Origin of the sequence: Streptomyces sp. NPDC005925 (genome assembly GCF_040638805.1) — a bacterium.
In the GTDB taxonomy this organism is placed as follows: domain Bacteria; phylum Actinomycetota; class Actinomycetes; order Streptomycetales; family Streptomycetaceae; genus Streptomyces.
The window spans coordinates 1-22,838 of record NZ_JBEXVL010000021.1; the positions used below are offsets into that span (position 1 = coordinate 1).

General features: G+C 72.4%; 22 protein-coding genes. 9 read left to right on the top strand and 13 right to left on the bottom strand.

Annotation, left to right across the window (positions count from 1 at the left end):
- Positions 1-90: 90 nt before the first annotated feature.
- Complete coding sequence (locus ABZ354_RS21460; protein WP_358659019.1) at positions 91-795, bottom strand: uridine kinase; 705 nt, start codon at positions 793-795, stop codon at positions 91-93.
- 70 nt (positions 796-865) lie between these two features.
- Here ABZ354_RS21460 and ABZ354_RS21465 point away from each other — a divergent pair, with 70 nt between their 5' ends.
- Complete coding sequence (locus ABZ354_RS21465) at positions 866-1,270, top strand: hypothetical protein (RefSeq protein ID WP_358659021.1); 405 nt, start codon at positions 866-868, stop codon at positions 1,268-1,270.
- 73 nt (positions 1,271-1,343) lie between these two features.
- Here the strand turns inward: ABZ354_RS21465 and ABZ354_RS21470 are convergent, their stop codons facing one another.
- The 3 genes from ABZ354_RS21470 to deoC are packed head-to-tail and all read right to left on the bottom strand — an operon-like array spanning position 1,344 to position 4,658.
- Positions 1,344-2,255: an aldehyde dehydrogenase family protein gene (locus ABZ354_RS21470; RefSeq protein ID WP_358659023.1), complete on the bottom strand. Its 912-nt coding sequence runs from the start codon at positions 2,253-2,255 to the stop codon at positions 1,344-1,346.
- Positions 2,245-3,690, bottom strand: coding sequence for an aldehyde dehydrogenase family protein (locus tag ABZ354_RS21475; RefSeq protein WP_358659025.1), 1,446 nt, complete (start codon positions 3,688-3,690; stop codon positions 2,245-2,247). Before ABZ354_RS21475 ends, ABZ354_RS21470 begins: the two co-directional genes overlap by 11 nt.
- 5 nt (positions 3,691-3,695) lie before the next feature.
- Positions 3,696-4,658 carry a deoxyribose-phosphate aldolase gene (gene deoC, locus ABZ354_RS21480; RefSeq protein WP_358659026.1) on the bottom strand — a complete coding sequence of 321 codons (963 nt, stop codon included), beginning with the start codon at positions 4,656-4,658 and terminating at the stop codon, positions 3,696-3,698.
- Positions 4,659-4,891: 233 nt separating this feature from the next.
- Between deoC and ABZ354_RS21485 the strand changes: the two genes are divergently transcribed.
- A complete protein-coding gene (locus ABZ354_RS21485) occupies positions 4,892-5,584 on the top strand; it encodes a PH domain-containing protein (protein WP_358659027.1) in 693 nt (230 codons plus the stop codon).
- A 100-nt stretch (positions 5,585-5,684) separates the two neighbouring features.
- Here ABZ354_RS21485 and ABZ354_RS21490 read toward each other — a convergent pair whose 3' ends face one another.
- The 3 genes from ABZ354_RS21490 to ABZ354_RS21500 form a co-directional block, all read right to left on the bottom strand.
- Complete coding sequence (locus tag ABZ354_RS21490; protein WP_358659029.1) at positions 5,685-7,319, bottom strand: phospho-sugar mutase; 1,635 nt, start codon at positions 7,317-7,319, stop codon at positions 5,685-5,687.
- A gap of 436 nt (positions 7,320-7,755) precedes the next feature.
- Entirely contained in the window at positions 7,756-8,580 is an 825-nt protein-coding gene (locus tag ABZ354_RS21495) for a purine-nucleoside phosphorylase (protein ID WP_358659031.1), read from the bottom strand.
- A gap of 136 nt (positions 8,581-8,716) precedes the next feature.
- Positions 8,717-9,154 carry a gamma-glutamylcyclotransferase gene (locus ABZ354_RS21500; RefSeq protein WP_358659033.1) on the bottom strand — a complete coding sequence of 146 codons (438 nt, stop codon included), beginning with the start codon at positions 9,152-9,154 and terminating at the stop codon, positions 8,717-8,719.
- A 99-nt stretch (positions 9,155-9,253) separates the two neighbouring features.
- Between ABZ354_RS21500 and ABZ354_RS21505 the strand changes: the two genes are divergently transcribed.
- Together ABZ354_RS21505 and ABZ354_RS21510 are read left to right on the top strand one after the other, a co-directional pair.
- Positions 9,254-10,702, top strand: a complete 1,449-nt coding sequence (locus ABZ354_RS21505; RefSeq protein ID WP_358659035.1) for an NAD(P)H-quinone dehydrogenase — start codon at positions 9,254-9,256, stop codon at positions 10,700-10,702.
- Positions 10,703-10,936: 234 nt separating this feature from the next.
- Positions 10,937-11,926 (top strand): DeoR/GlpR family DNA-binding transcription regulator, encoded by a 990-nt coding sequence (locus ABZ354_RS21510; RefSeq protein ID WP_358659037.1) that lies wholly within the window; start codon positions 10,937-10,939, stop codon positions 11,924-11,926.
- 210 nt (positions 11,927-12,136) lie between these two features.
- On the opposite strand, the gene ABZ354_RS21515 is transcribed toward ABZ354_RS21510, so the two are convergent.
- The gene (locus ABZ354_RS21515) at positions 12,137-13,909 is read right to left on the bottom strand and encodes a biotin carboxylase N-terminal domain-containing protein (RefSeq protein ID WP_358659038.1); all 1,773 of its coding nucleotides are present in this window, start codon (positions 13,907-13,909) and stop codon (positions 12,137-12,139) included.
- Positions 13,910-14,292: 383 nt separating this feature from the next.
- Here ABZ354_RS21515 and ABZ354_RS21520 point away from each other — a divergent pair, with 383 nt between their 5' ends.
- On the top strand, positions 14,293-14,772 hold the full coding sequence (locus tag ABZ354_RS21520; RefSeq protein WP_358659040.1) for a hypothetical protein: 480 nt from the start codon (positions 14,293-14,295) through the stop codon (positions 14,770-14,772).
- Here the strand turns inward: ABZ354_RS21520 and ABZ354_RS21525 are convergent.
- From ABZ354_RS21525 to ABZ354_RS21540, 4 genes are all read right to left on the bottom strand, one after another.
- Positions 14,741-15,361 (bottom strand): nucleoside triphosphate pyrophosphatase, encoded by a 621-nt coding sequence (locus ABZ354_RS21525; protein WP_358659042.1) that lies wholly within the window; start codon positions 15,359-15,361, stop codon positions 14,741-14,743. The genes ABZ354_RS21520 and ABZ354_RS21525 overlap by 32 nt on opposite strands.
- A gap of 31 nt (positions 15,362-15,392) precedes the next feature.
- Positions 15,393-15,521, bottom strand: coding sequence for a hypothetical protein (locus tag ABZ354_RS21530; RefSeq protein WP_358659044.1), 129 nt, complete (start codon positions 15,519-15,521; stop codon positions 15,393-15,395).
- 111 nt (positions 15,522-15,632) lie between these two features.
- Entirely contained in the window at positions 15,633-15,842 is a 210-nt protein-coding gene (locus ABZ354_RS21535; RefSeq protein ID WP_358659046.1) for an acyl-CoA carboxylase epsilon subunit, read from the bottom strand.
- Between the two features lie 15 nt (positions 15,843-15,857).
- Complete coding sequence (locus ABZ354_RS21540) at positions 15,858-17,450, bottom strand: acyl-CoA carboxylase subunit beta (protein WP_358659048.1); 1,593 nt, start codon at positions 17,448-17,450, stop codon at positions 15,858-15,860.
- 110 nt (positions 17,451-17,560) lie between these two features.
- Between ABZ354_RS21540 and ABZ354_RS21545 the strand changes: the two genes are divergently transcribed.
- On the top strand, positions 17,561-18,445 hold the full coding sequence (locus tag ABZ354_RS21545) for a biotin--[acetyl-CoA-carboxylase] ligase (protein WP_358659050.1): 885 nt from the start codon (positions 17,561-17,563) through the stop codon (positions 18,443-18,445).
- Between the two features lie 225 nt (positions 18,446-18,670).
- Positions 18,671-19,834 carry an adenylate/guanylate cyclase domain-containing protein gene (locus ABZ354_RS21550; RefSeq protein ID WP_358659052.1) on the top strand — a complete coding sequence of 388 codons (1,164 nt, stop codon included), beginning with the start codon at positions 18,671-18,673 and terminating at the stop codon, positions 19,832-19,834.
- 49 nt (positions 19,835-19,883) lie between these two features.
- On the opposite strand, the gene ABZ354_RS21555 is transcribed toward ABZ354_RS21550, so the two are convergent.
- Positions 19,884-20,543, bottom strand: a complete 660-nt coding sequence (locus tag ABZ354_RS21555; RefSeq protein ID WP_358659053.1) for a hypothetical protein — start codon at positions 20,541-20,543, stop codon at positions 19,884-19,886.
- 216 nt (positions 20,544-20,759) lie between these two features.
- Between ABZ354_RS21555 and ABZ354_RS21560 the strand changes: the two genes are divergently transcribed.
- Positions 20,760-21,572 (top strand): enoyl-CoA hydratase-related protein, encoded by an 813-nt coding sequence (locus tag ABZ354_RS21560; RefSeq protein WP_358659055.1) that lies wholly within the window; start codon positions 20,760-20,762, stop codon positions 21,570-21,572.
- A 100-nt stretch (positions 21,573-21,672) separates the two neighbouring features.
- A complete protein-coding gene (locus ABZ354_RS21565; RefSeq protein WP_358659057.1) occupies positions 21,673-22,836 on the top strand; it encodes a sensor domain-containing diguanylate cyclase in 1,164 nt (387 codons plus the stop codon).
- Positions 22,837-22,838: the final 2 nt, after the last annotated feature.

Below are 22,838 nucleotides of genomic sequence, written 5' to 3' on the forward strand. Positions count from 1 at the left end.
TCAACACCCGGCAGCAGCGGTGCTATCCGCTCCCACGCCACATCCGTCAGCTCACCACGACCCACCACAAGATCAATTATCAGACACGGCCTAGGCCGGTGTCCTGTTCGAGGTGCGGCGGGCCGTTGCCGCCGATGCCAGGCGGGTCAGGGCTTCGTCGCGGTCGCAGGCGTGGGCGCCCAGGGTTGTCTGGCGGGCGATGATCGTGCGCTCCAGGCGCATCAGGCGCCAGCCTCGGCGGAGGAGGAAGGGGATGGATTTGCGGCCCTCCCTCAAGTCCCGAAGGAAGCGGCGGCGGAAGGTCTTCACCGGGCCCCGGCTCAGGCACAGGGCGTCCGCCAGGAGGCTCAGCTCGCGGCAGCGCGTCACGATCTCCGCCGCGAAGACGCCCTCCGCGATGAACACCGGTGTGCTGTCGATGCTCACCGTTTCCTCGCCGGTGCGGGCGCTGAGGGAGAGGTCGTACGTCGGGACGCTCGCGCGACCCGTGCGGCACAGGTCCTCGATCGCGGCCACGGCCTTGTCCGCGTCCCACGAGTCCGGATGGTCCCAGTCGATGTCGGAGCTGTTGGCCACCAGCGGCAACGTCGGGTCGTCGCCCTCTTTGTAGAAGTCGTCGAGCCGCAGCACCGGCAGGCCGGAGCGGGCGGCGAGCAGGGACTTGCCGGAGCCGGAAGGGCCGCAGAGCAGCACGACTCGCGCAGGTATGTGCGGATGGGAGCTCACGGGACACCAGTGTGAGGCATGCATGTGCCGTCGAACGACCCCGCGGGTCGGCTTTGAAGCGCGCGTCACATGTCCACTACTCTACGTACTTGTACCGTCACTCGGAGCAGTTGAACGTGCAGCAGAGGTGGCAACAGAGATGGCTCGACACGCTCTTCCCCGCAGGACCACGGCTCGACGTGGCCTCGTCGCCCTCGCGGTCGCGGGCGTCGCGCTGGGCGCGGGTGCGGCAACGGCCTGTGCGGCGGACGCCGAGCCCGTGTCCGACCCGGGCGCCGGCCCGGCCACGCTGGGCAACGTCGACCCGCAGGCCGGTCTCGACACCGTCACCGGGACCGTCGGGTACGTCATCGGTCCGGTCGCCGGGCTCAAGCCCAACCCGCTCGCCGGTACGGGCGTGGACCCGCTGGACAACGGCGTCGGCACCCAACTCGCCGACTTCCAGCCGCTGTCCTCCAAGACCCTGACCGGACCGGTCGCGCAGGCCCCGTCCATCGGCGGCATCCCGGTCGTCGGGCAGGTGACGGGGCTGCTGGGCGGCTGAGGCCCGTACACGGCGAAGAGCCGCGCCTTCCCCGGACGGAGGGAGAGCGCGGCTCTTCAGACTGTGGGTGCTCTCAGTACGACCCGCCCGACGCGCCCAGGGAACCGGTCGGGTGCCAGACCGTCTTCGTCTCCAGGAACGCCGTCATGCGCTCGATGCCCGGCGTCACCGACCAGTCCACCTCGTCCGCAGGCTGTGGGCGCAGCGCGCGCTTGAGGTTGTCCGCCGCGGCGATCTCCAGTTCCTTCGCGAGGACCTCGTCCGCGCCGGCCAGGTCGATCGCGTTGACGTCCTGATGGGCCGCCAGTGGTGCCGCGACCTCCGCCGTACGGCCGGAGAGGACGTTGACCACGCCTCCCGGGACGTCCGACGTGGCCAGGACCTCCGCCAGGGACAGGGCCGGGAGCGGGGACTTCTCGCTCGCCACGACCACCGCCGTGTTGCCCGTCGCGATCACCGGGGCCAGGACCGAGACCAGGCCGAGGAACGACGGCTCCTGGGGGGCCAGTACGGCCACCACGCCGGTCGGCTCCGGGGAGGAGAGGTTGAAGAACGGGCCCGCCACCGGGTTCCCGCCGCCCACCACCTGGGCGATCTTGTCCGTCCAGCCCGCGTACCAGACCCACCGGTCGATCGCCGCGTCCACCTGCGCGGCGGCCTTCGCCTTCGACAGGCCCTCCGCCTCGGCGACCTCATGGACGAACTGGTCCCGGCGGCCCTCCAGCATCTCCGCGACGCGGTAGAGGACCTGACCGCGGTTGTACGCCGTCGCGCCCGACCAGCCGCCGAACGCCTTGCGGGCGGCGACCACGGCGTCCCGGGCGTCCTTGCGGGACGACCGGGGTGCGTTCGCCAGCCAGTTGCCCTTGGAGTCGGTCACCTCGTACACCCGGCCGCTCTCGGAACGCGGAAACTTCCCGCCCACGTACAGCTTGTATGTCTTGAAGACCGACAGTCGCTGCACGGTCTTTTCCTTATCGGACATCGAGGTACGCCTCCAGGCCGTGGCGGCCGCCCTCGCGGCCGAAGCCCGACTCCTTGTAGCCGCCGAACGGCGACGTCGGGTCGAACTTGTTGAACGTGTTGGACCAGATCACGCCCGCGCGGAGCTTGTTCGCCACCGCCAGGATGCGGGAGCCCTTCTCCGTCCAGATGCCCGCCGACAGGCCGTACGGCGTGTTGTTCGCCTTGGCGACGGCCTCGTCGGGCGTACGGAACGTCAGGACCGACAGGACCGGGCCGAAGATCTCGTCGCGGGCGATGACGTGCGCCTGCGTGACGTTGGTGAACAGCGTCGGGGCGAACCAGTAGCCCGACGACGGCAGCTCGCAGGCCGGGGACCAGCGCTCGGCGCCCTCCGACTCGCCCTGCTCGGCCAGCGAGGTGATCCGGGCCAGCTGCTCGGCGGAGTTGATCGCGCCGATGTCCGTGTTCTTGTCGAGCGGGTCGCCCAGCCGGAGGGTGGAGAGCCTGCGCTTGAGCGCGTCCAGGAGCTCCTCCTCGATGGACTCCTGCACCAGCAGGCGGCTGCCCGCGCAGCACACCTGGCCCTGGTTGAAGAAGATGCCGGTCACGACGCCCTCGACGGCCTGGTCGATGGGGGCGTCGTCGAAGACGATGTTGGCGCCCTTGCCGCCCAGTTCCAGCGTGAGCTTCTTGCTGGTGCCCGCTACCGTGCGGGCGATCTGCTTGCCGACGGCCGTCGAACCGGTGAACGCGACCTTGTTCACGTCCGGGTGCGCGACCAGCGCGGCGCCCGCGTCGCCGTACCCGGGAAGGATGTTGACGACACCCTTCGGCAGGCCCGCCTGGCGGCAGATGTCCGCGAAGAACAGGGCCGAGAGCGGAGTGGTCTCCGCCGGCTTCAGCACGACCGTGTTGCCGGTCGCCAGCGCCGGGGCGATCTTCCACGCCAGCATCAGCAGCGGGAAGTTCCACGGGATGACCTGGCCCGCCACGCCCAGGGGGCGCGGGGCCGGGCCGAAGCCCGCGTGGTCGAGCTTGTCCGCCCAGCCCGCGTAGTAGAAGAAGTGCGCCGCGACCAGCGGCAGGTCGGCGTCCCTGGTCTCCCGGATCGGCTTGCCGTTGTCCAGGGTCTCCAGGACGGCCAGCTCGCGGCTGCGCTCCTGGATGATGCGGGCGATGCGGAACAGGTACTTCGCGCGCTCCGCGCCGGGCAGGGCGGACCACTTCTCGAAGGCCTTGCGGGCGGCCTGCACGGCACGCTCCACGTCGGCCTCACCGGCCCGGGCGATCTCGGAGAGCACTTCCTCGCTGGACGGCGAGACCGTCTTGAAGACCTGACCGTCGGCGGCCTCGGTGAACTCGCCGTCGATGAACAGGCCGTACGAGGGCGCGATGTCGACGATGGCCCGGGACTCCGGCGCCGGTGCGTACTCGAAGGGGGATGCGGATGCCATGGTGATCAGTCCACCGTCACGTAGTCGGGGCCGGAGTAGCGGCCGGTGGCCAGCTTCTGCCGCTGCATCAGCAGGTCGTTCAGCAGCGAGGAGGCACCGAAGCGGAACCAGTGGTTGTCCAGCCAGTCCGGCCCGGCCGTCTCGTTCACCAGAACCAGGAACTTGACCGCGTCCTTGCTGGTGCGGATGCCGCCGGCCGGCTTCACACCGACCTGGACGCCGGTCTGCGCGCGGAAGTCGCGCACGGCCTCCAGCATGAGCAGGGTGTTCGCCGGGGTCGCGTTCACCCCGACCTTGCCGGTCGAGGTCTTGATGAAGTCGGCACCGGCCAGCATGCCGAGCCAGCTCGCCCGGCGGATGTTGTCGTACGTCGACAGCTCGCCCGTCTCGAAGATGACCTTCAGGCGGGCGCTCGTCCCGCAGGTCTCCCTCACGGCGGTGATCTCGTCGTACACCTTCATGTACTGCCCCGCGAGGAACGCCCCGCGGTCGATGACCATGTCGATCTCGTCGGCGCCCGCGGCGACCGCCTCCCGCACGTCCGCCAGCTTCACGGCGAGCGGTGCGCGGCCCGCCGGGAAGGCGGTGGCGACCGAGGCGACCTTCACGGAGGAACCGGCGACGGCCTCCTTGGCGGTGGTCACCATGTCGGGGTAGACGCAGACCGCGGCCGTGGCAGGGCTCGTGCGGTCGGTCGGGTCGGGACGGACCGCCTTCGCGCCGAGCGCCCGGACCTTGCCCGGGGTGTCCGCGCCTTCCAGCGTCGTCAGGTCGACCATCGAGATGGCGAGGTCGATGGCGTACGCCTTGGCGGTGGTCTTGATGGAACGGGTGCCGAGCGAGGCGGCACGCGCCTCCAGGCCGACCGCGTCGACGCCGGGCAGCCCGTGGAGGAAACGGCGCAGCGTGCTGTCGGACGCGGTGACGTCCGGGAGGGCACGTGCGGCGGTGGGTGCATTGGTGGGCATGGTCACCAGACCAGCATATCTACGCGCGTAGCGGCTGTACAGGGCCCGGCCGGAATCGCGGGCCGGACCGGGGAGGGCGGCGGGCAGGGGGAGGACAGGGGGCGCGCACCGGGAGCGTGGGACGCGGAGATGGCGCTGGTGTGCAGGGGGAAGACGGCAGGAGCGGGTGGGGCGGGTGGTGCGGGTGTGGTGCGCGTGCGGGGACGGAGGGGGCGTCGGGCAGAATCGGGGGCATGACGACCCCGGAGCCCTCAGAGCCCCAGCCTTCACGACCCTCGGGCCCCCCGGAATCATCGGAAACCCCGGACGCCCCGGACGCCCGGAAACCCGCGGAACCCGCGGAACCCGACCGGGTCTACCGGTCTCCCGCGGGCATCGCGGGCGGTGCCCTGATGCTCGCCCTCTCCGGGTGGTTCGGCATCGACGCCGTGGTGCAGGGGGAGGGGCGTACGCCCTGGCTGTCCCTGGCCGCACTGCTGCTCGTCGTCCCGCTCGTCGTCGCCTTCACGCTGCGTCCCGCCGTCTACGCCAACGGCGACCGGCTGCGCGTCCGGAACCCCTTCCGCCTCGTCGTGCTGCCCTGGGGGCAGGTCGTGGAACTGCGCTCCGGATACACCAACGAGGTCGTCGACCGGGCCGGCACCAGGTACCAGCTGTGGGCCGTTCCCGTCTCCCTGCGGGCCCGGAAGCGGGCGGCGCGCCGCGACGCGCGGGCCGCGGCGCACGGGGACCCGCCCGGGGGTGCGCCGCAGACGCCCGTGAGGGCCGGGACCGACCAGATCATGGACGAGCTGCGTGCCCGCCGGGAGGGACGGGCCGCGGCCCCGGAAGCCCAGGGCGCGGTCACCGTGCGGTGGGCGTACGAGGTTCTGGCGCCGGCGATCACGGGCGCGGTGCTGCTGGCGGTGCTGCTGGCACTCGGGTGAGCGGGACGGCCCGCCGGCCCTGAGCGACGCCGGGAGGACGTGGTGGGAGTGTCCTGCGTGGCACCCCCACCACCCCGGAAGTCCGTGCACGTCCGGGTGTCTAGATGCCCGCGGCCCTGGACAGATCGCGCTTGAGGCCGGCCAGCAGGTGCGCCGCCCTCGTCCGTGCCTCGGGCAGGCTCGCGTGCGAGGGCACCGGGACGACGACCTCCAGGTAGCACTTCAGCTTCGGCTCCGTACCGCTCGGGCGGACGACGACCCGGGCGCCGTCGAGCGTGTAGCGCAGGCCGTCGGTGGGAGGGAGGCGGTCCGTGCCCCGGGTGAGGTCCTCGGAGCGGGTGATGCGCAGGCCGGCCAGCTCCGTCGGGGGCTGCTCACGCAGGCGCCGCATGGCCGCGGTGATCACGGCCAAGTCCTCCACGCGGACCGACAGCTGGTCGGTGGCGTGCAGGCCGTGCTCGACGGCGAGGTCGTCGAGCAGGTCGAGCAGCGTGCGGTTCCGCGACTTCAGCACGGACGCCAGTTCCGTGATCAGGAGGGCGGCCGTGATGCCGTCCTTGTCGCGTACGCCGTCCGGGTCCACGCAGTAGCCGAGGGCCTCCTCGTAGCCGTAGCGCAGGCTCTCGACGCGGGCGATCCACTTGAAGCCGGTGAGGGTCTCCTCGTAGGGGAGTCCGGCCTTCTCGGCGATGCGGCCGAGGAGGGAGGAGGAGACGATCGACTCCGCGAAGGTCCCCTTGACTCCTCGGGAGACCAGGTGGGCGGCGAGGAGCGCGCCCACCTCGTCGCCCCGCAGCATGCGCCAGTCGCCGTCGGCCGTGGGCACCGCCACCGCGCAGCGGTCCGCGTCCGGGTCGTTGGCCACGATCAGGTCGGGCTCCGCCTCGCGGGCCTTCGCGAAGGCGAGGTCCATCGCGCCGGGCTCTTCCGGGTTGGGGAAGGCGACGGTCGGGAAGTCCGGGTCGGGGTCGGCCTGCTCGGCGACCAGCACCGGCGCCGGGAAACCCGCGCGGGCGAACGCGGCGAGGAGGACGGCCGTGCCGACGCCGTGCATCGCGGTGTAGACGGTGCGGGCGGTACGGGGAGAGTCCTTGCCGAGGACCGCGTCGGTGCGGGCGAGATAGGCGTCGAGGACGGAGTCGTCCAGGGTCTCCCAGCCGGAGTCGGGCCGGGGGACGTCGTCGAGGGAGCGGACGGCGTCGATCTCGGCGGCGATGCCGGTGTCGGCCGGGGGCGCGATCTGGGAGCCGTCGCCGAGGTAGACCTTGTAGCCGTTGTCCCGGGGCGGGTTGTGGCTGGCGGTGACCTCCACGCCGGCGACCGCGCCGAGATGCCTGATCGCGTACGCGAGGACGGGCGTGGGCAGCGGGCGGGGCAGGACGGCGGCGCGGAGACCGGCACCGGTCATGACGGCGGCGGTGTCCCTGGCGAAGTCGGCCGACTTGTGCCGGGCGTCGTAGCCGACGACGACGAGGCCGCCGGCGTGGCCGTTCTTCTTCAGGTGGGCGGCGAGGCCTGCGGCGGCGCGGATGACGACGGAGCGGTTCATGCGCATGGGTCCGGCGCCGAGTTCGCCGCGGAGGCCGGCGGTGCCGAACTGGAGGGTGCCGCTGAAGCGGGCGGCGAGTTCGGCGACGTCCCCGGCGTCGATCAGGCGGGCGAGTTCCGCCCGGGTATCCGTGTCGGGGTCCTCGGCCAGCCATGCCCGGGCCCGTGCGAGGAGGTCGTCGTGCACGATGGGTCACCTCTCGTGTGTGCGTGCGGTTGGTCTGTTCGGGTGGGTCGCCCGCCCCGGCGCCGACTGGTTGCCGCGTCCGTCCGCGCGGCCGGGTGGGTACGCGTCCCGGCGTTGCCGGGTTGGCGCTGCGCCCACCCTCCCCGACTGTCGGCTTCGCTCGGCCGGGGAGACCCCGTCGCCCCGGCGGCGCGTACCGACGCCGCCGCCGGGCTGGAAGACCTCGGCTTCGGCGGCAGGGGACGGTGGGCCGGCTGCGTACGACGGGAGCGGGGTGGGGGTGGGGTGTGGCCCGCCTCCGGGCCGGCCACCGCCCCGAAAGGCGTGAAGCCGGGCCGGGGTGCGACCCGCGGCGGACCGCGCCACGCCCCCTCACCGTCGATCCGCCCGTGAACTGGCGCCCGACGGCAGCGGAACCGCCCGGCGAACGACGGCTCTACAGACGCTCCAGCACCTGCGCCAGCAGACTGCCCATCCGGGCCGCGCTGTCCCGCCCGGCCCGGAGGACCTCCTCGTGATTGAGGGGCTCACCCGTCATGCCCGCCGCGAGGTTGGTCACCAGCGAGATGCCCAGCACCTCGGCGCCCGCCTCACGCGCGGCGATGGCCTCCAGGACGGTCGACATGCCCACGAGGTCCGCCCCTATCACGCGGGCCATGCGGATCTCGGCCGGCGTCTCGTAGTGCGGCCCTGGGAACTGGGCGTACACGCCCTCCTCCAGCGTGGCGTCGACCTCCTTGCACAGCGCGCGCAGACGCGGCGAGTACAGGTCGGTGAGGTCGACGAAGTTCGCGCCGACGATCGGGGAGGTCGCCGTGAGGTTGATGTGGTCGCTGATCAGGACGGGCTGCCCGGGCCGCATGCCCGCGCGGAGACCGCCGCAGCCGTTGGTGAGGACGATGGTCTTGGCACCGCCCGCCACGGCCGTACGGACGCCGTGCGCGACCGGGGCCACGCCCCGGCCCTCGTAGTAGTGCGTACGGCCCAGGAACACCAGGGCACGCTTCGCGCCGATCCGGTAGGAGCGGATCCTGCCTCCGTGACCCTCGGCCGCCGGCGGCGGGAAGCCGGGCAGCTCGGTGACCTGGAACTCGGCGTCGGGGGCGCCGAGGGCGTCGACGGCCGGAGCCCAGCCGGAGCCCATCACGAGGGCGACGTCGTGGGTCTCGGCGCCGGTGAGTTCGCGCAGGCGCGCGGCGGCGGCGTCGGCGGCGGCATGGGGGTCGCCCTGGATGTCGTCCGGAAGAAGAGATGCGTTCACGCCGACGAGAGTAGCCGGTCGAGGCCTACGCGCGTAGATGACGGAGCTCGCGGGTTGGCGATCGTTGTCTTGTCGTTTCCGACGCCGGAGCACGGCGGGACACGCGGAAAGGCACCCGGAAGGCCCCCGGCGGCGCTCAGCAGGGGCGCTTGCGGAGTTCCATCACATAGTCGTGCGGCGCTCCGGCGGACTCGGCCGCGTCGGCGACCTCGCCCAGATAACGGGCCGAGGGAAGGCCGCCCTCGTAGGCGTTCAGCACGTACGACCAGGCCTGTTCCTCGCCGTCCAGGGTGTGCACGCGGACCCGGGTCCGGCGGTAGATGTCCAGCCCGACGCCCTCCCAGCGGTCGAGCGAGTCCTCGTCCATCGGCGCGACGTCGTAGAGCGCGACGAAGACCTGCGACATCGGGTCCTCGACGATCGTCGCGAGCGCGCCCTCCCAGCCCAGGTGCTCCCCGCCGAACGTCAGCCGCCACCCGTTCATCCAGCCGGTGGCGCGCAGCGGCGAGTGCGGGGCGCGGCGGGTCATCAGCCGCGCGTCGAGGTTGCCGGCGTACGCGGCGTAGAGCGACATGCTTCAGAGCGTACGGCAGGCGGCAGTGACCGCCACTTCGGTAACGGTGGTACGTCGGTCGGGGCCCCGGGGCGGTGAAGCGTTGAAGCGTGCGGGACAATGGAGTACGTGACTCGGATCGTGATCATCGGTGGCGGACCCGGCGGATACGAAGCGGCGCTGGTGGGCGCCCAGCTCGGCGCGGAGGTAACCGTCGTCGACTGCGACGGCCTGGGCGGGGCGTCGGTGCTGACCGACTGCGTCCCGTCCAAGACCCTCATCGCGACGGCCGAGGTGATGACCACCTTCGACTCGTCGTACGAGGAACTGGGGATCATCGTCGCCGACGACACCCCCTACATCGACACGCCCGCCCGGGTCGTCGGTGTGGACCTGGGGAAGGTCAACCGTCGGGTGAAGCGGCTGGCGCTGGCGCAGTCGCACGACATCACGGCGTCCGTCACCCGGGCCGGCGGGCGCGTGCTGCGCGGTCGCGGCCGGCTGGAGGGCATGCAGGCCCTCGACGGTTCGCGCAAGGTCGTGGTGACCGCGGCCGACGGCACCGAGGAGACGCTCGCCGCCGATGCCGTGCTGATCGCGACCGGCGGCCACCCGCGTGAGCTGCCGGACGCCCGCCCCGACGGCGAGCGCATCCTGAACTGGACCCAGGTCTACGACCTGAACGAGCTGCCCGAGGAGCTCATCGTGGTGGGCTCGGGCGTCACCGGCGCCGAGTTCGCCGGCGCCTACCAGGCGCTGGGCTCGAAGGTCACCCTGGTCTCCTCGCGCGACCGGGTGCTGCCCGGCGAGGACCCGGACGCCGCCGCCGTACTGGAAGACGTCTTCCGGCGGCGCGGCATGAACGTCATGGCGCGCTCCCGGGCGCAGTCCGCCAAACGGGTCGGTGACCGGGTGGAGGTGACGCTGGCCGACGGTCGGGTCATCACCGGCTCGCACTGCCTGATGGCCGTCGGCGCCATCCCGAACAGCGCGGGCATGGGCCTGGAGGAGGCCGGCGTCCGGCTGCGCGACTCCGGGCACGTCTGGACGGACAAGGTCTCCCGGACGTCCACCCCCGGCGTGTACGCGGCCGGTGACGTGACGGGCGTCTTCGCGCTCGCGTCGGTGGCCGCCATGCAGGGGCGGATCGCCATGTACCACTTCCTGGGCGACGCGGTGGCCCCGCTGGACCTGAAGACGGTGTCGTCGAACGTCTTCACCGACCCCGAGATCGCCACGGTCGGCTACACGCAGGCCGACGTGGACGGCGGCAAGATCGACGCGCGCGTGGTGAAGCTGCCGCTGCTGCGCAATCCGCGCGCCAAGATGCAGGGCATCCGGGACGGCTTCGTCAAGATCTTCTGCCGGCCGGGCACGGGCATCGTGGTCGGCGGCTGCGTCGTCGCGCCGCGCGCCTCCGAGCTGATCCACCCCATCTCGCTGGCCGTGGACAACAACCTGACGGTCGAGCAGATCGCGAACGCCTTCACGGTGTACCCCTCGCTCTCGGGTTCGATCGCCGAGGTGGCCCGCCAGCTGCACACCCGGAAGATGAACGGCGAGGGCTGAGCGAAACAGGTACGTCTCCCGGGGTGCCCGGCCCCCTGACCGGCCCACCTCCCGACGTGGAAGATCCCCGGCCGCGCCCAACTCGCCGCCGGTCACAGGGAGTCGCCGCCCATGCGCGTGGCATAGTCGGGATGGGTAGGCCTTATACCACTTCCGTGATGTTGTTGCGAACAACTTCTGTTATTCGGCGCAAACTGCTGAAACCAGACGGACGTTGGGGTTACTGTCAGTTTCGTGTTCGCTGCAGAACGTCGCCAATTGATCCTCGAAATGGTGCGAGCGAACGGGGCCGTGTCGCTCCGTGAGCTCGCCCGCGTCGTCCAGACCTCCGAAGTAACCGTACGGCGGGACGTGCGCGCGCTGGAGGCAGAAGGACTCCTCGACCGCCGGCACGGCGGTGCGGTACTGCCGGGCGGATTCACGCGGGAGTCCGGTTTTCCGCAGAAGTCACATCTCGCGACCGCCGAGAAGACGGCCATCGCCGACCTCGCCGCGGGCATGGTCGAAGAGGGCGAGGCCATCGTCGTGGGGGCGGGCACCACCACGCAGGAGCTGGCGCGCAGGCTGGCCCGGGTGCCCGGGCTGACCGTCGTCACCAACTCCCTCCTCGTCGCCCAGGCCCTCGCCCACGCCAACCGCGTCGAGGTCGTGATGACCGGCGGCACGCTCCGTGGCTCGAACTACGCCCTCGTCGGCTCGGGCGCGGAGCAGTCCCTGCAGGGGCTGCGGGTCTCCCGGGCCTTCCTGTCGGGCAGCGGGCTCACCGCCGAGCGCGGGCTGTCCACGTCCAACATGCTGTCGGCGTCCGTCGACCGCGCTCTGGTGCAGGCCGCCGCCGAGGTCGTCGTCCTCGCCGACCACACCAAGCTCGGCACGGACACCATGTTCCAGACCGTGCCCACGGAACTCATCACCCGGCTCGTCACCGACGAACCCCCGGCTCACGACGACCGCGCGGCCACCGAACTCCAGGCGCTCGCCGACCAGGGGGTGCAGATCGCCGTGGCCGGCGCCTCGGGCCCGGGCGCGGGAGGCTCGCCGGGACCGGGGAACCCCGGGGGTGAGGCGAACCCGGCTCGCCGGCAGCGCCAGGACGTACCGGTCCCCGGACCGCGCCGTCAGGTGCCGGGGGCGGGACCGGGACTGCGGAGCGCACCCCCGGTCCTCGGTGAGCAGCCCGCGGCGCAAGAGCGCGCCAGGGTCGCGGACCTGCGGCGGCGGTAGACCTCGCGTCGCGGGGACCGCTGTCCCGCCTCGGCGGCGCGCGGGCGCACCACCGGCGCGGGGCCGGAGGCGGGTTGCCGCCGGCGCGCGCCCGTGGTGCGCCCCGGAGCCTCCTGACCGTCCGCCGTCCGTCCGCCGGACACACGACAGCGCCCGGCGGTCCGTCACGGACCGCCGGGCGCTGTCGTGATCACACGGGCAGTACGGGCGTCAGTCCTTGATCTCGCAGATCACGGCGCCCGACGTGAGGGACGCGCCGACCTCGGCGGACAGGCCCTTCACGGTGCCGGACCTGTGCGCGTTGAGGGGCTGCTCCATCTTCATGGCCTCCAGGACGACGACCAGGTCGCCCTCCTTGACCTCCTGGCCCTCCTCGACGGCGACCTTCACGATGGTGCCCTGCATCGGGGAGGCGAGGGTGTCGCCGGAGGCGGCGGGGCCGGACTTCTTGGCCGCGCGGCGCTTCGGCTTGGCCCCGGCGGCCAGACCCGTGCGCGCCAGACTCATGCCGAGCGAGGCCGGCAGGGAGACCTCGAGACGCTTGCCGCCGACCTCGACGACGACCGTCTCACGACCGCCGTCGTCCTCGGCCTCCGCGTCGGCGGGGGCGGCGAAGGGCTTGATGTCGTTGACGAACTGGGTCTCGATCCAGCGGGTGTGGACCGTGAACGGGTCGGCCGAACCGGTGAGTTCGGGGGCGAACGCCGGGTCCTTCACGACCGCGCGGTGGAACGGGATCGCGGTGGCCATGCCCTCGACCTGGAACTCCTCCAGGGCGCGCGCGGCACGCTGGAGGGCCTCGGCGCGGGTGCGGCCGGTGACGACCAGCTTGGCCAGCAGGGAGTCCCACGCCGGGCCGATCACACTGCCGGACTCGACGCCCGCGTCCAGGCGGACACCGGGGCCGGACGGCGGATCGAATCTCGTGACCGTGCCGGGGGCGGGGAGGAAGTTGCGGCCGGGGTCCTCGCCGTTGATGCGGAACTCGAAGGAGTGACCGCGCAGCGGCGGGTCGTCGTAGCCGAGCACCTCGCCGTCGGCGATGCGGAACATCTCGCGGACCAGGTCGATGCCGGAGACCTCCTCGGTCACCGGGTGCTCGACCTGGAGGCGGGTGTTGACCTCGAGGAAGGAGATCGTGCCGTCCACGCCGACCAGGAACTCCACGGTGCCGGCGCCCACGTAGCCGGCCTCCTTGAGGATGGCCTTGGACGACGCGTACAGCTCGGCGACCTGCCCGTCCGTCAGGAACGGTGCGGGGGCCTCCTCCACCAGCTTCTGGTGACGGCGCTGCAGGGAGCAGTCACGGGTGGAGACGACGACCACGTTGCCGTGCTGGTCGGCCAGGCACTGGGTCTCGACGTGGCGGGGCTTGTCGAGGTAACGCTCGACGAAGCACTCGCCGCGGCCGAACGCGGCCACCGCCTCACGGACCGCGGAGTCGTACAGCTCGGGGACCTCTTCGAGGGTCCGCGCGACCTTCAGGCCACGGCCGCCGCCGCCGAAGGCGGCCTTGATGGCGATGGGCAGGCCGTGCTGTTCGGCGAACGCCACGACCTCCTCCGCACCGGACACCGGGTCGGGCGTGCCCGCGACCAGTGGCGCGCCGGCACGCTGGGCGATGTGCCGGGCGGCGACCTTGTCACCGAGGTCGCGGATGGCCTGCGGCGGCGGGCCGATCCAGATCAGGCCGGCGTCGAGGACGGCCTGCGCGAAGTCGGCGTTCTCGGAGAGGAAGCCGTAGCCGGGATGGATGGCGTCCGCGCCGGATTCACTGGCGGCCTTCAGTACCTTGTCGATGTCCAGGTAGCTGGTGGCCGGAGTGTCACCGCCCAGGGCGAACGCCTCATCCGCGGCGCGGACATGCAGAGCGTCCCGGTCCGGGTCGGCGTATACGGCCACGCTCGCGATCCCGGCGTCCCGGCAGGCCCGGGCAACGCGGACAGCGATTTCGCCACGATTGGCGATGAGCACCTTGCGCACGATTGAGGCTCCCTCCTTGAAACAAGCCGAGTTTAGGGACTGCCGACACGTCACTTCGACCCGTCCCCAGTGGTGAGCTTCCCCACACGGAGCGTGATACGGGGCTCGCTCGACCTGCGAGATCCCATGCAGCACCTCGGTACGCAGGACTTCTCCGGGAAACCCTAGCCCTCCTATGTGGCCAAGGTCTCTGTGAGAGCGTGCTGCGGCCCACTCCGTTTCTTTGTTGAGTCCCTACGAATGGCCCAACGATTCTTTGCCCTCCACAGAACCCTTGTCCCAGCGTTTACCCGTTAGTAGCGTTCAGGGCGGTTCGGACGTACTCCTGGTAACGGCAGTCTTCTCCGGCACGCTGGAGCGGTGGTTGAAAGAGGGTGGGGCTCGTGGTGCGCAGGCCGGTGGCGTGGATCGTGGCGGTCGTGCTCTTCGCCGAGGCGGTCGGCATCGCGGCGCTGAACTGGTTCCTCGGAGTGGTCGTGGACCGGCAGGACATGTCGCTGGCGGGTCTCGACCCGGACATGATGTCGCTGTCGTCGAAGATCGGCGGCGTCGTCTTCGGTCTCTACTTCGCGCTGTGCGGCCTGGTCGCCCTGCTGGTCGCGCTCCGGGACCGCCCGCCGGCCGGGTTCGGCCGGGTGCTGCTGATCAGCGTGGCCGTGGTGCACGCCCTGCTCGGCGCGCTCACCTGGGGCCTGGTGGGCTGGCACGCCTTCCTGTTCATGGTGGTGGTGCTGGGGCTGGTCGTGCTGCTGCTGATGACGTACGACCGCCCGGCCCGGCCCGAGAAGTCCGCCGGGGCCGCGCCCGGTGACGGCCCCGGCGGTTCCCCGGTCACTTCTCCGGCGGCGCCCACAACTCCGTGATACCGGTGCCCAGTCGGGCGAGCAGTCGCCGGACCAGGGGCAGGCTGATGCCGATCACATTGCCGTGGTCGCCCTCGATGCCGTCGATGAACGGCGCCGACCGGCCGTCCAGGGTGAACGCGCCCGCCACGTGGAGCGGCTCGCCCGACGCCACGTACGCGGCGACCTCCTCGTCGGTGGGCTCGCCGAAGCGGACCACGGTGGACGCGGTGGCGGAGACGTACCGCCCGCTGAGGGTGTCGTAGACGCAGTGGCCGGTCTGGAGGGTGCCGGCCCGGCCGCGCATCGCCTTCCAGCGCGCGGTGGCCTCCTCGCGGTCGGCGGGCTTGCCCAGGGCCCGGCCGTCCAGTTCCAGTACGGAGTCGCAGCCGATCACCAGCGCGCCCTTGGCCTCGGGCCTGGCGGCCACCACGGAGGCCTTGGCCTCGGCGAGGGCCAGGGCGAGTTCGGCGGGGGTGGGGGCGGAGACGGCGTCCTCGTCGACGCCGCTCACGATCACCTCGGGGGCGAGTCCGGCCTGGCGGAGCAGTCCGAGCCGGGCGGGGGACTGGGAGGCGAGCACGAGTCGACGGCGCGGCTGATCAGTCATGCGGCCAGGGTATCGGCGCCGCCCGGCGGGCTCATCGCACCCCGATGACCAGCATCGCGAGGACCATGGCGAGCGCCACGAGAACGCCCAGCCGGCGCAGCATCTCCTGCGTGTCGCGCAGTTCCTGGGGCGGCTCGTTCTCGGGGTCGGACCACAGCATGCCGCCCATCGTCGGTCGCGGGGCCGGAGCGACGCCTGAGTACGGGTACTCAGGTCGGGGCGCGGGGTCGCACTGGCGTGCGCGTTCCCCGCGCCCCGGAGCAGGCTGCCCTCAGCCCGGCCAGAACGTGCGGCCCCATGACACCGGCCCCGGCTGGGGCAGGTGGTGGGCCGCGATACGGGCCGGGTCGGACCAGGAGTCGCGGGCGGCGGGCGCGCCGGGCGGTATCGCTGCCGCCGCCGCGGCGCGCGCCCGGACCACCGCCAGGGCGGCGGCCAGCTCCTCCGGCGTCGGGTTGCCCCGTACGACTTTGATCGTCACAGCCACTCCTGAGGGCTAGAGAGGGATGTTGCCGTGCTTCTTCGGAGGGAGTGATTCCCGCTTGGTACGCAGCTGACGCAGGCCGCGTACGACGTGGCGGCGGGTGTCGGACGGCATGATCACCGCGTCGACGTAACCCCGCTCGGCCGCGACGTAGGGGTTGAGGAGGGCGTCCTCGTACTCCCGCATCAGCCGGGCGCGGGCCGCCTCCGCGTCGTCGGCCTCGGCGATGGTGCGGCGGTGCAGGATGTTGACCGCGCCCTGCGCGCCCATCACCGCGATCTGCGCGGTGGGCCAGGCCAGGTTGAGGTCGGCACCGAGGTGCTTGGAGCCCATCACGTCGTAGGCGCCGCCGAACGCCTTGCGGGTGATCACCGTGATCAGGGGGACGGTGGCCTCGGCGTAGGCGTAGATCAGCTTGGCGCCGCGCCGGATGATGCCGTAGTGCTCCTGGTCGACGCCGGGCAGGAAGCCGGGCACGTCCACGAACGTCAGCACCGGGATGTTGAACGCGTCGCAGGTGCGCACGAAGCGGGCCGCCTTCTCGGAGGCCTGGATGTCCAGGCAGCCGGCGAACTGCATCGGCTGGTTGGCGACCACGCCGACCGGGGTGCCCTCCACGCGGCCGAAACCGGTGAGGATGTTCGGCGCGAACAGCGGCTGCGTCTCGAAGAACTCCGCGTCGTCCAGGACGTGCTCGATCACCGTGTGCATGTCGTAGGGCTGGTTCGCCGAGTCCGGCACGATCGTGTCGAGTTCGCGGTCCTCGTCCGAGACCGTGAGGTCGGCCTCCTCGGGGAACGCGGGAGCCTCGGAGAGGTTGTTGGACGGCAGGTACGACAGCAGCTGCTTGACGTACTCGATCGCGTCCTTCTCGTCGCCGGCCATGTGATGGGCCACGCCCGAGGTCGAGTTGTGGGTGCGGGCGCCGCCCAGCTCCTCGAAGCCGACGTCCTCACCGGTGACCGTCTTGATGACGTCGGGGCCGGTGATGAACATGTGCGACGTCTGGTCGACCATCACCGTGAAGTCGGTGATCGCGGGCGAGTACACCGCGCCGCCCGCGCACGGGCCGACGATCAGGCTGATCTGCGGGATCACGCCGGAGGCACGGGTGTTGCGGCGGAAGATCTCGCCGTACGCGCCCAGCGAGGCCACGCCCTCCTGGATGCGGGCGCCTCCGGAGTCGTTGATGCCGATGACCGGGCAGCCGGTCTTCAGCGCGAAATCCATGACCTTGACGATCTTCTGCCCGTAGACCTCGCCCAGCGCGCCGCCGAAGACGGTGAAGTCCTGCGAGAACACGGCGACCGGCCGGCCGTCCACGGTGCCGTACCCGGTCACGACGCCGTCGCCGTAGGGGCGGTTCTTGTCCAGGCCGAAGTTGGTGGACCGGTGCCGGGCGAACTCGTCCAGTTCGACGAAGGAACCCTCGTCCATGAGGAGTTCGACGCGTTCACGCGCCGTCAGCTTGCCCTTGGCGTGCTGCTTCTCGACGGCACGTTCCGAACCGGCGTGCGTGGCCTCCTGGATACGGCGCTGGAGATCCGCGAGCTTGCCCGCGGTCGTGTGGATGTCAGGCTGCTGCGGCTCTTCCGGCTCGGACATCGGGATGCGGCTCCCTGCCTGCTCATAAGGGGGGACGGTTACTGATCCGTAGCGTAGTGGGGTGCCTACCGATCGGCAGTGCGGCGTTTACCACACCTAGGGTGGCTTGCATGACGTCGCACGATGCCCAAGGCACCTCGGGTGCCTCAGACGCTAACAACAACCGGTGGTCGGACCTGGACCGCCCGCCCCTCAACGCCGCGGCCCTGCGAAGGGCGCTGGTGCGCGAGGGCGGGCTGTGGTCGCGGGTGGACGTGGTGCAGCGGACCGGCTCCACCAACTCGGATCTGGTGGAGCGGGCGGCCAAGGGCGACGCCCGGGAGGGCACCGTCCTGGTCGCCGAGGAACAGACCGCCGCTCGAGGCCGCCTCGACCGGCAGTGGACCGCGCCGCCCCGCTCCGGCCTCTTCTTCTCCGTCCTGCTGAACCCCGCCGAGGTGCCCGCGGCCCGCTGGGGATGGCTGCCGCTGCTCACCGGCGTCGCCGTGGCGACCGGCCTGTCCCGGACCGCGGGCGTCGACACGGCACTCAAGTGGCCCAACGACCTCCTCGTGACCGTCGGCGACGACGAACGCAAGGCGGGCGGCATCCTCGCCGAGCGGGCCGGTGACAACGGCGTGGTCATCGGCATCGGCCTCAACGTCACCCTCCGCGCCGACGAACTGCCCGTGCCGCAGGCCGGTTCGCTGGCCCTCGCCGGCGCCACCGGCACCGACCGGGACCCGCTGCTCAGGGGCGTCCTCAGGTCCCTGGAGCAGTGGTACGTGAAGTGGCGCCGCTGCGGCGGCGACCCGGCGTCCAGCGGGCTGCAGGAGACATACGCGGCCGGCTGCGCCACCCTCGGACGTATGGTCCGCGCGGAACTTCCCGGGGACCGCTCGATCAGCGGCGAGGCCGTCGCCGTGGACGGCGACGGGCGGCTGGTGCTGGCGACCGAGGACGGTGTGCAGGAACCCGTGGGCGCGGGCGACATCGTGCACCTGCGGCCGGCGTGACGGGAGCGCCGCGGAAGGCGCGGCACCGGATGTGGCGCAAGACGCGACGGAAGCCGGGACCGAGGGCACGGCGGAAGCCGGACAGAAGGTGTGGCGGGAGGCCTGACAGGAGGGCCGCCCACGCCTCTCACCGGCCATGTCGTCGAGGGAGTGAGGTGGCCCACACCTGCCGTACAGTTGAGGCCGGTCGATACCTGACCGTGGCAGATCGGAAGGGCAACAGGCGTGACCGTCGACGACTCGGGCTCCGACACCGGCGCGCACGGCCGGGTCGACCCCGACCCCGCCGACCTCGGTGAGGACAACCCTCTCGCGCTGCGCCTCGAACAGCTCATCCTGGGCGCAGAGCGCCGCTACACCCCCTTCCAGGCGGCGCGCAGCGCGGGCGTCACCATGGAACTGGCCACCCGTTTCTGGCGGGCCATGGGCTTCGCCGACGTCGGGCAGGCCAAGGCGCTCACGGAGGCGGACGTCCTGGCGCTGCGGCGCCTGGCCGGTCTCGTGGAGGCGGGCCTGCTGAGCGAGGCCATGGCCGTGCAGGTGGCCCGCTCCACCGGGCAGACCACGGGCAGGCTCGCCGAGTGGCAGATCGACTCCTTCCTGGAGGGCCTCACCGAGCCGCCCGAGCCGGGCATGACGCGCACCGAGGTCACGTACCCGATCGTCGAGCTGCTGCTGCCCGAGCTGGAGGAGTTCCTCGTCTACGTGTGGCGGCGGCAGCTCGCCGCGTCGGCGGGCCGCGTCGTGCAGGCCGCCGACGACGAGGAGATGGTCGACCGGCGTCTCGCCGTCGCCTTCGCCGACCTCGTCGGCTTCACCCGGCTGACCCGCCGCATGGAGGAGGAGGAGCTCGGCGAACTGGTCGAGGCCTTCGAGACGACCGCGGCCGACCTGGTGGCCGCCCGTGGCGGCCGGCTCATCAAGACCCTCGGCGACGAGGTCCTGTACGTGGCCGACGACGCCGGTACGGCCACCGAGATCGCGCTGCGCCTCATCGAGACCATGGCGCAGGACGCGACCATGCCGGAGCTGCGCGTGGGCATGGCGTTCGGCACGGTCACCACCCGGATGGGCGATGTCTTCGGTACGACCGTGAATCTCGCCTCCCGTCTCACCTCCATAGCGCCCCGGGACACCGTGCTCGTGGACAGCGCCTTCGCCGAGGAACTCATCCGCACCGGCGACGCGCCCGCCTCGGAAGCGGCGGCGGCCGAGGCGGCGGCCACCGCGGAGAAGGAGGGCGAGGAGCCCCCGAGCTACCGCTGCGCCCTCCAGCCGATGTGGCAGCGCCCGGTGCGTGGCCTGGGCGTGGTCGAACCCTGGCTGCTGTCGAGGCGGAACGGGGCGGCCGGTTCGAACGGGGCCCCGGGAGCGCCGGCGGCGGGATGAGACGGCCGGTCGTCCTCACGGCTGTTCCCGTGCCCCGGCGCGCCGTCTCCTACGGCCGGTCGCCCTCGGGAAGGATCAGGCAGACGCCGATGAGCGGTACGCAGAGTCCTGCACGGTCCGCTTCCGGAGGTGACGGCGCCGGGCTCTGACGCGGGGGCTCGCTGGTCTCCGTGCGCCGAGGAGGCACCGGGGCGGTGGTTTGCTCCCGGCTCTGGCGAGGGGACGGGACCGTGGCCGTCGGGTGCGTGCCCCTTCCGGTCCCGTGCGCGGGGGTGCTGGCGTCCGCCGTGGCGGTGCCGCGGTCCCGCCGCGGTCCGCCGTCCGTGCCGTCGCCGCCCGTGCCGTCGCCGTCCGGACCGCCGTGTCCGGTCGGGCCGCCGGGCGGGCGGGAGCCCGCTCCGCCGGGTGCGACGCTGCCCGGACGCGTCGTCGCCCGGCCCGCGGCGGTCACGGAGTCCTGTCCGGGTGCCGCTGCCGCCACGCCCATGCCGCCGACCCCCGACTCGGACGTCAGCCGTACGAGGGCGAGGGCGCCGGCCGCCAGCGCGAGGCAGGCGGCGGCGAAAAGCGGTCTGCGGGAGCGCGGGCGGCGGTGACGGCCACGCGGCGGCGGCGTCGCCGCCCCCGCCGCCGATGCGGGCGGCCCCGCCTCGCTCGCGGCCGTGTTCCCGGTCGTGGTGTCTGCCGCCCCCGGCGTGTCCGTGGTCATCGTGCTCCCTCCCCATGTCCGGGCGCCCCCCAATGCGCCGCGCTGATCGCACGCTATGAGACGGGTGGGTTACAGGGCGTGATGTTGACCGGACGTCACTCGAACGGGTGGGCCCCGGCAGGGCGCGGACGCCGGACGTGCCCGGGGTTTCGCGCGGCGGGTCCGGCTGCGATGATCGAGCCGACGTTGTTAACCCGCGTTAACCGGGAGGGTGTCATGAGTCGGGACGGTGCCGTGAGCGAGGAGCGTTACGGGGAGTTCGTGCTGGTGCGACGGCACGAGCACGTCGCGGAGCTGGCACTCGACCGGCCCAAGGCCATGAACGCCGTCTCGACCGGCATGGCCCAGTCCCTCGCCGCCGCCTGCTCGGCGCTCGGCGCTGACCGGGACGTACGCGTCGTCGTCCTGACCTCGACGCACGAGCGGGCGTTCTGCGTGGGGGCCGACCTGAAGGAGCGCAACTCGTTCACCGACGCCGACCTGGTGCGGCAGCGTCCGGTCGCGCGTGCCGCGTACACCGGCGTGCTGGAACTGCCGATGCCGACGATCGCGGCGGTGCACGGGTACGCGCTGGGCGGCGGCTTCGAGCTGGCCCTGTCCTGCGACCTGATCGTCGCCGACCGCACGGCCGTGGTGGGGCTGCCTGAGGTGTCCGTGGGTGTCATCCCGGGCGGCGGTGGCACGCAGCTGCTGCCGCGGCGGGTGGGCGCGGCCCGGGCCGCGGAGCTGATCTTCTCGGCGCGGCGGCTGGAGGCCGCGGAGGCGCGGGAGCTGGGACTGGTCGACGAGCTGGTGGACGAGGGCGGGGACCGGACGGAGGCGCTGGCGCTGGCGTCCCGGATCGCGGCGAACTCCCCGGTGGGGCTGCGGGCCGCCAAGCGGGCCCTGCGGCTCGGGCACGGTCTCGACCTGCGGGCCGGCCTGGAGGTCGAGGACGCGGCCTGGCGCTCGGTGGCGTTCTCGGGGGACCGGGCGGAGGGCGTGGCGGCGTTCAACGAGAAGCGTCCGCCGCAGTGGCCGGGTGAGTGACCGGCGGCACCACGGTCAAGCGGTCTCGTGACCCGTACGAACGGCGCGACGGGCGAATGCCGACATCCCGGTTCGCCCTGATTGTCCCTAGCCTGGAGTGATGGGTGAGGACAGACGGCTCGCGGCCGTCGTGGCGCTGGCGCAGAGCATGGCCGCCGCGCACGACGAGCGGGAGGCGTGGCGGGCGGCGGCCGTCGGCGCGTGCGACGCGCTCGGCGGGAACTTCGCGGCGCTGTCGGTGTGGGAGCGGGAGCGGGGCCGGCTGCGCGTCCTGCTGAACGTCGGGCACCGGGCGGCCGGCGAGGAGGAGTTCCCGCAGGACGAGGCGTACCCCGTGCACCGGTTTCCGGAGATCACCGAGTTCCTGCACGAGCGGTGGGTGCGGGGCGGGAAGCCGGACGCCTGGGTCGAGACGGTCGAAGGGCCGGCGCCCGAAACCGGCCGTAGGCCCGGTTACGTCCATCAGCGCGTCGCCGCGCTGCGCCGCCGGGGCCGGGGCTGCTGCGTCGTCGCGCCGATCGTGCTGCACGGCCGTGCCTGGGGCGAGCTGTATGTGGCGCGTCCGGCGGGCGAGCCGGTGTTCGCGCGGTCCGACGCGGACTTCGCGACGGTGCTGGCGTCCGTCGTCGCCGCCGGGCTCGCGCAGACCGAGCGGATCGAGGAGGCGAGGCGGCTGGCGTTCACCGACGCGCTCACCGGGCTCGCCAACCGCCGTGCCGTCGACGTACGCCTGGAGGAGGCGATCGAGCGGCACCGTGCGGACGGCGTGATCGTGAGCCTCGTCGTCTGCGACCTGAACGGGCTCAAGCGGGTCAACGACTCGCAGGGGCACGCGGTCGGCGACCGCCTGCTGGAGCGGTTCGGGTCGGTGCTGTCGCTGTGCGGGGCGATACTGCCGGGCGCGCTCGCGGCCCGGCTCGGCGGCGACGAGTTCTGTCTGCTCGTGGTCGGGCCGTCCGCGGACCAGGTCGTGGAGGCGGCCGGCGAACTCTGTCGCCGGGCCGCCGGACTGGAGCTCGGCGAGGGCGTCGCCTGCGGGGTCGCCTCCACCGGGGACGCGATCGGGGAGGTGCGCTCGGCCCGCCGGCTGTTCCGGCTCGCGGACGCGGCCCAGTACCGGGCCAAGGCCGTGCGGGCCGCCGCGCCGGTGGTCGCCGGGCGGGAGGGCCCGCCGGACCCGGTGGTACGGCTCGCCGACACGCCGCCCGGGGAGGGGAACGGCGAACGGCGCCGGTTCCGGGGCCGCCACGCGCCCCCGGAATGAGC

Coding starts and splice junctions, on each gene's coding strand:
- ABZ354_RS21540 (WP_358659048.1), bottom strand. CDS start 17,450: ATGTCCGAGCCGGAAGAGCCGCAGCAGCCTGACATCCACACGACCGCG.
- ABZ354_RS21485 (WP_358659027.1), top strand. CDS start 4,892: ATGACGACCCCGGAGCCCTCAGAGCCCCAGCCTTCACGACCCTCGGGC.
- ABZ354_RS21545 (WP_358659050.1), top strand. CDS start 17,561: ATGACGTCGCACGATGCCCAAGGCACCTCGGGTGCCTCAGACGCTAAC.
- ABZ354_RS21560 (WP_358659055.1), top strand. CDS start 20,760: ATGAGTCGGGACGGTGCCGTGAGCGAGGAGCGTTACGGGGAGTTCGTG.
- ABZ354_RS21465 (WP_358659021.1), top strand. CDS start 866: ATGGCTCGACACGCTCTTCCCCGCAGGACCACGGCTCGACGTGGCCTC.
- ABZ354_RS21505 (WP_358659035.1), top strand. CDS start 9,254: ATGGAGTACGTGACTCGGATCGTGATCATCGGTGGCGGACCCGGCGGA.
- ABZ354_RS21555 (WP_358659053.1), bottom strand. CDS start 20,543: ATGACCACGGACACGCCGGGGGCGGCAGACACCACGACCGGGAACACG.
- deoC (WP_358659026.1), bottom strand. CDS start 4,658: ATGCCCACCAATGCACCCACCGCCGCACGTGCCCTCCCGGACGTCACC.
- ABZ354_RS21565 (WP_358659057.1), top strand. CDS start 21,673: ATGGGTGAGGACAGACGGCTCGCGGCCGTCGTGGCGCTGGCGCAGAGC.
- ABZ354_RS21475 (WP_358659025.1), bottom strand. CDS start 3,690: ATGGCATCCGCATCCCCCTTCGAGTACGCACCGGCGCCGGAGTCCCGG.
- ABZ354_RS21530 (WP_358659044.1), bottom strand. CDS start 15,521: ATGCTGTGGTCCGACCCCGAGAACGAGCCGCCCCAGGAACTGCGCGAC.
- ABZ354_RS21525 (WP_358659042.1), bottom strand. CDS start 15,361: ATGACTGATCAGCCGCGCCGTCGACTCGTGCTCGCCTCCCAGTCCCCC.
- ABZ354_RS21470 (WP_358659023.1), bottom strand. CDS start 2,255: ATGTCCGATAAGGAAAAGACCGTGCAGCGACTGTCGGTCTTCAAGACA.
- ABZ354_RS21500 (WP_358659033.1), bottom strand. CDS start 9,154: ATGTCGCTCTACGCCGCGTACGCCGGCAACCTCGACGCGCGGCTGATG.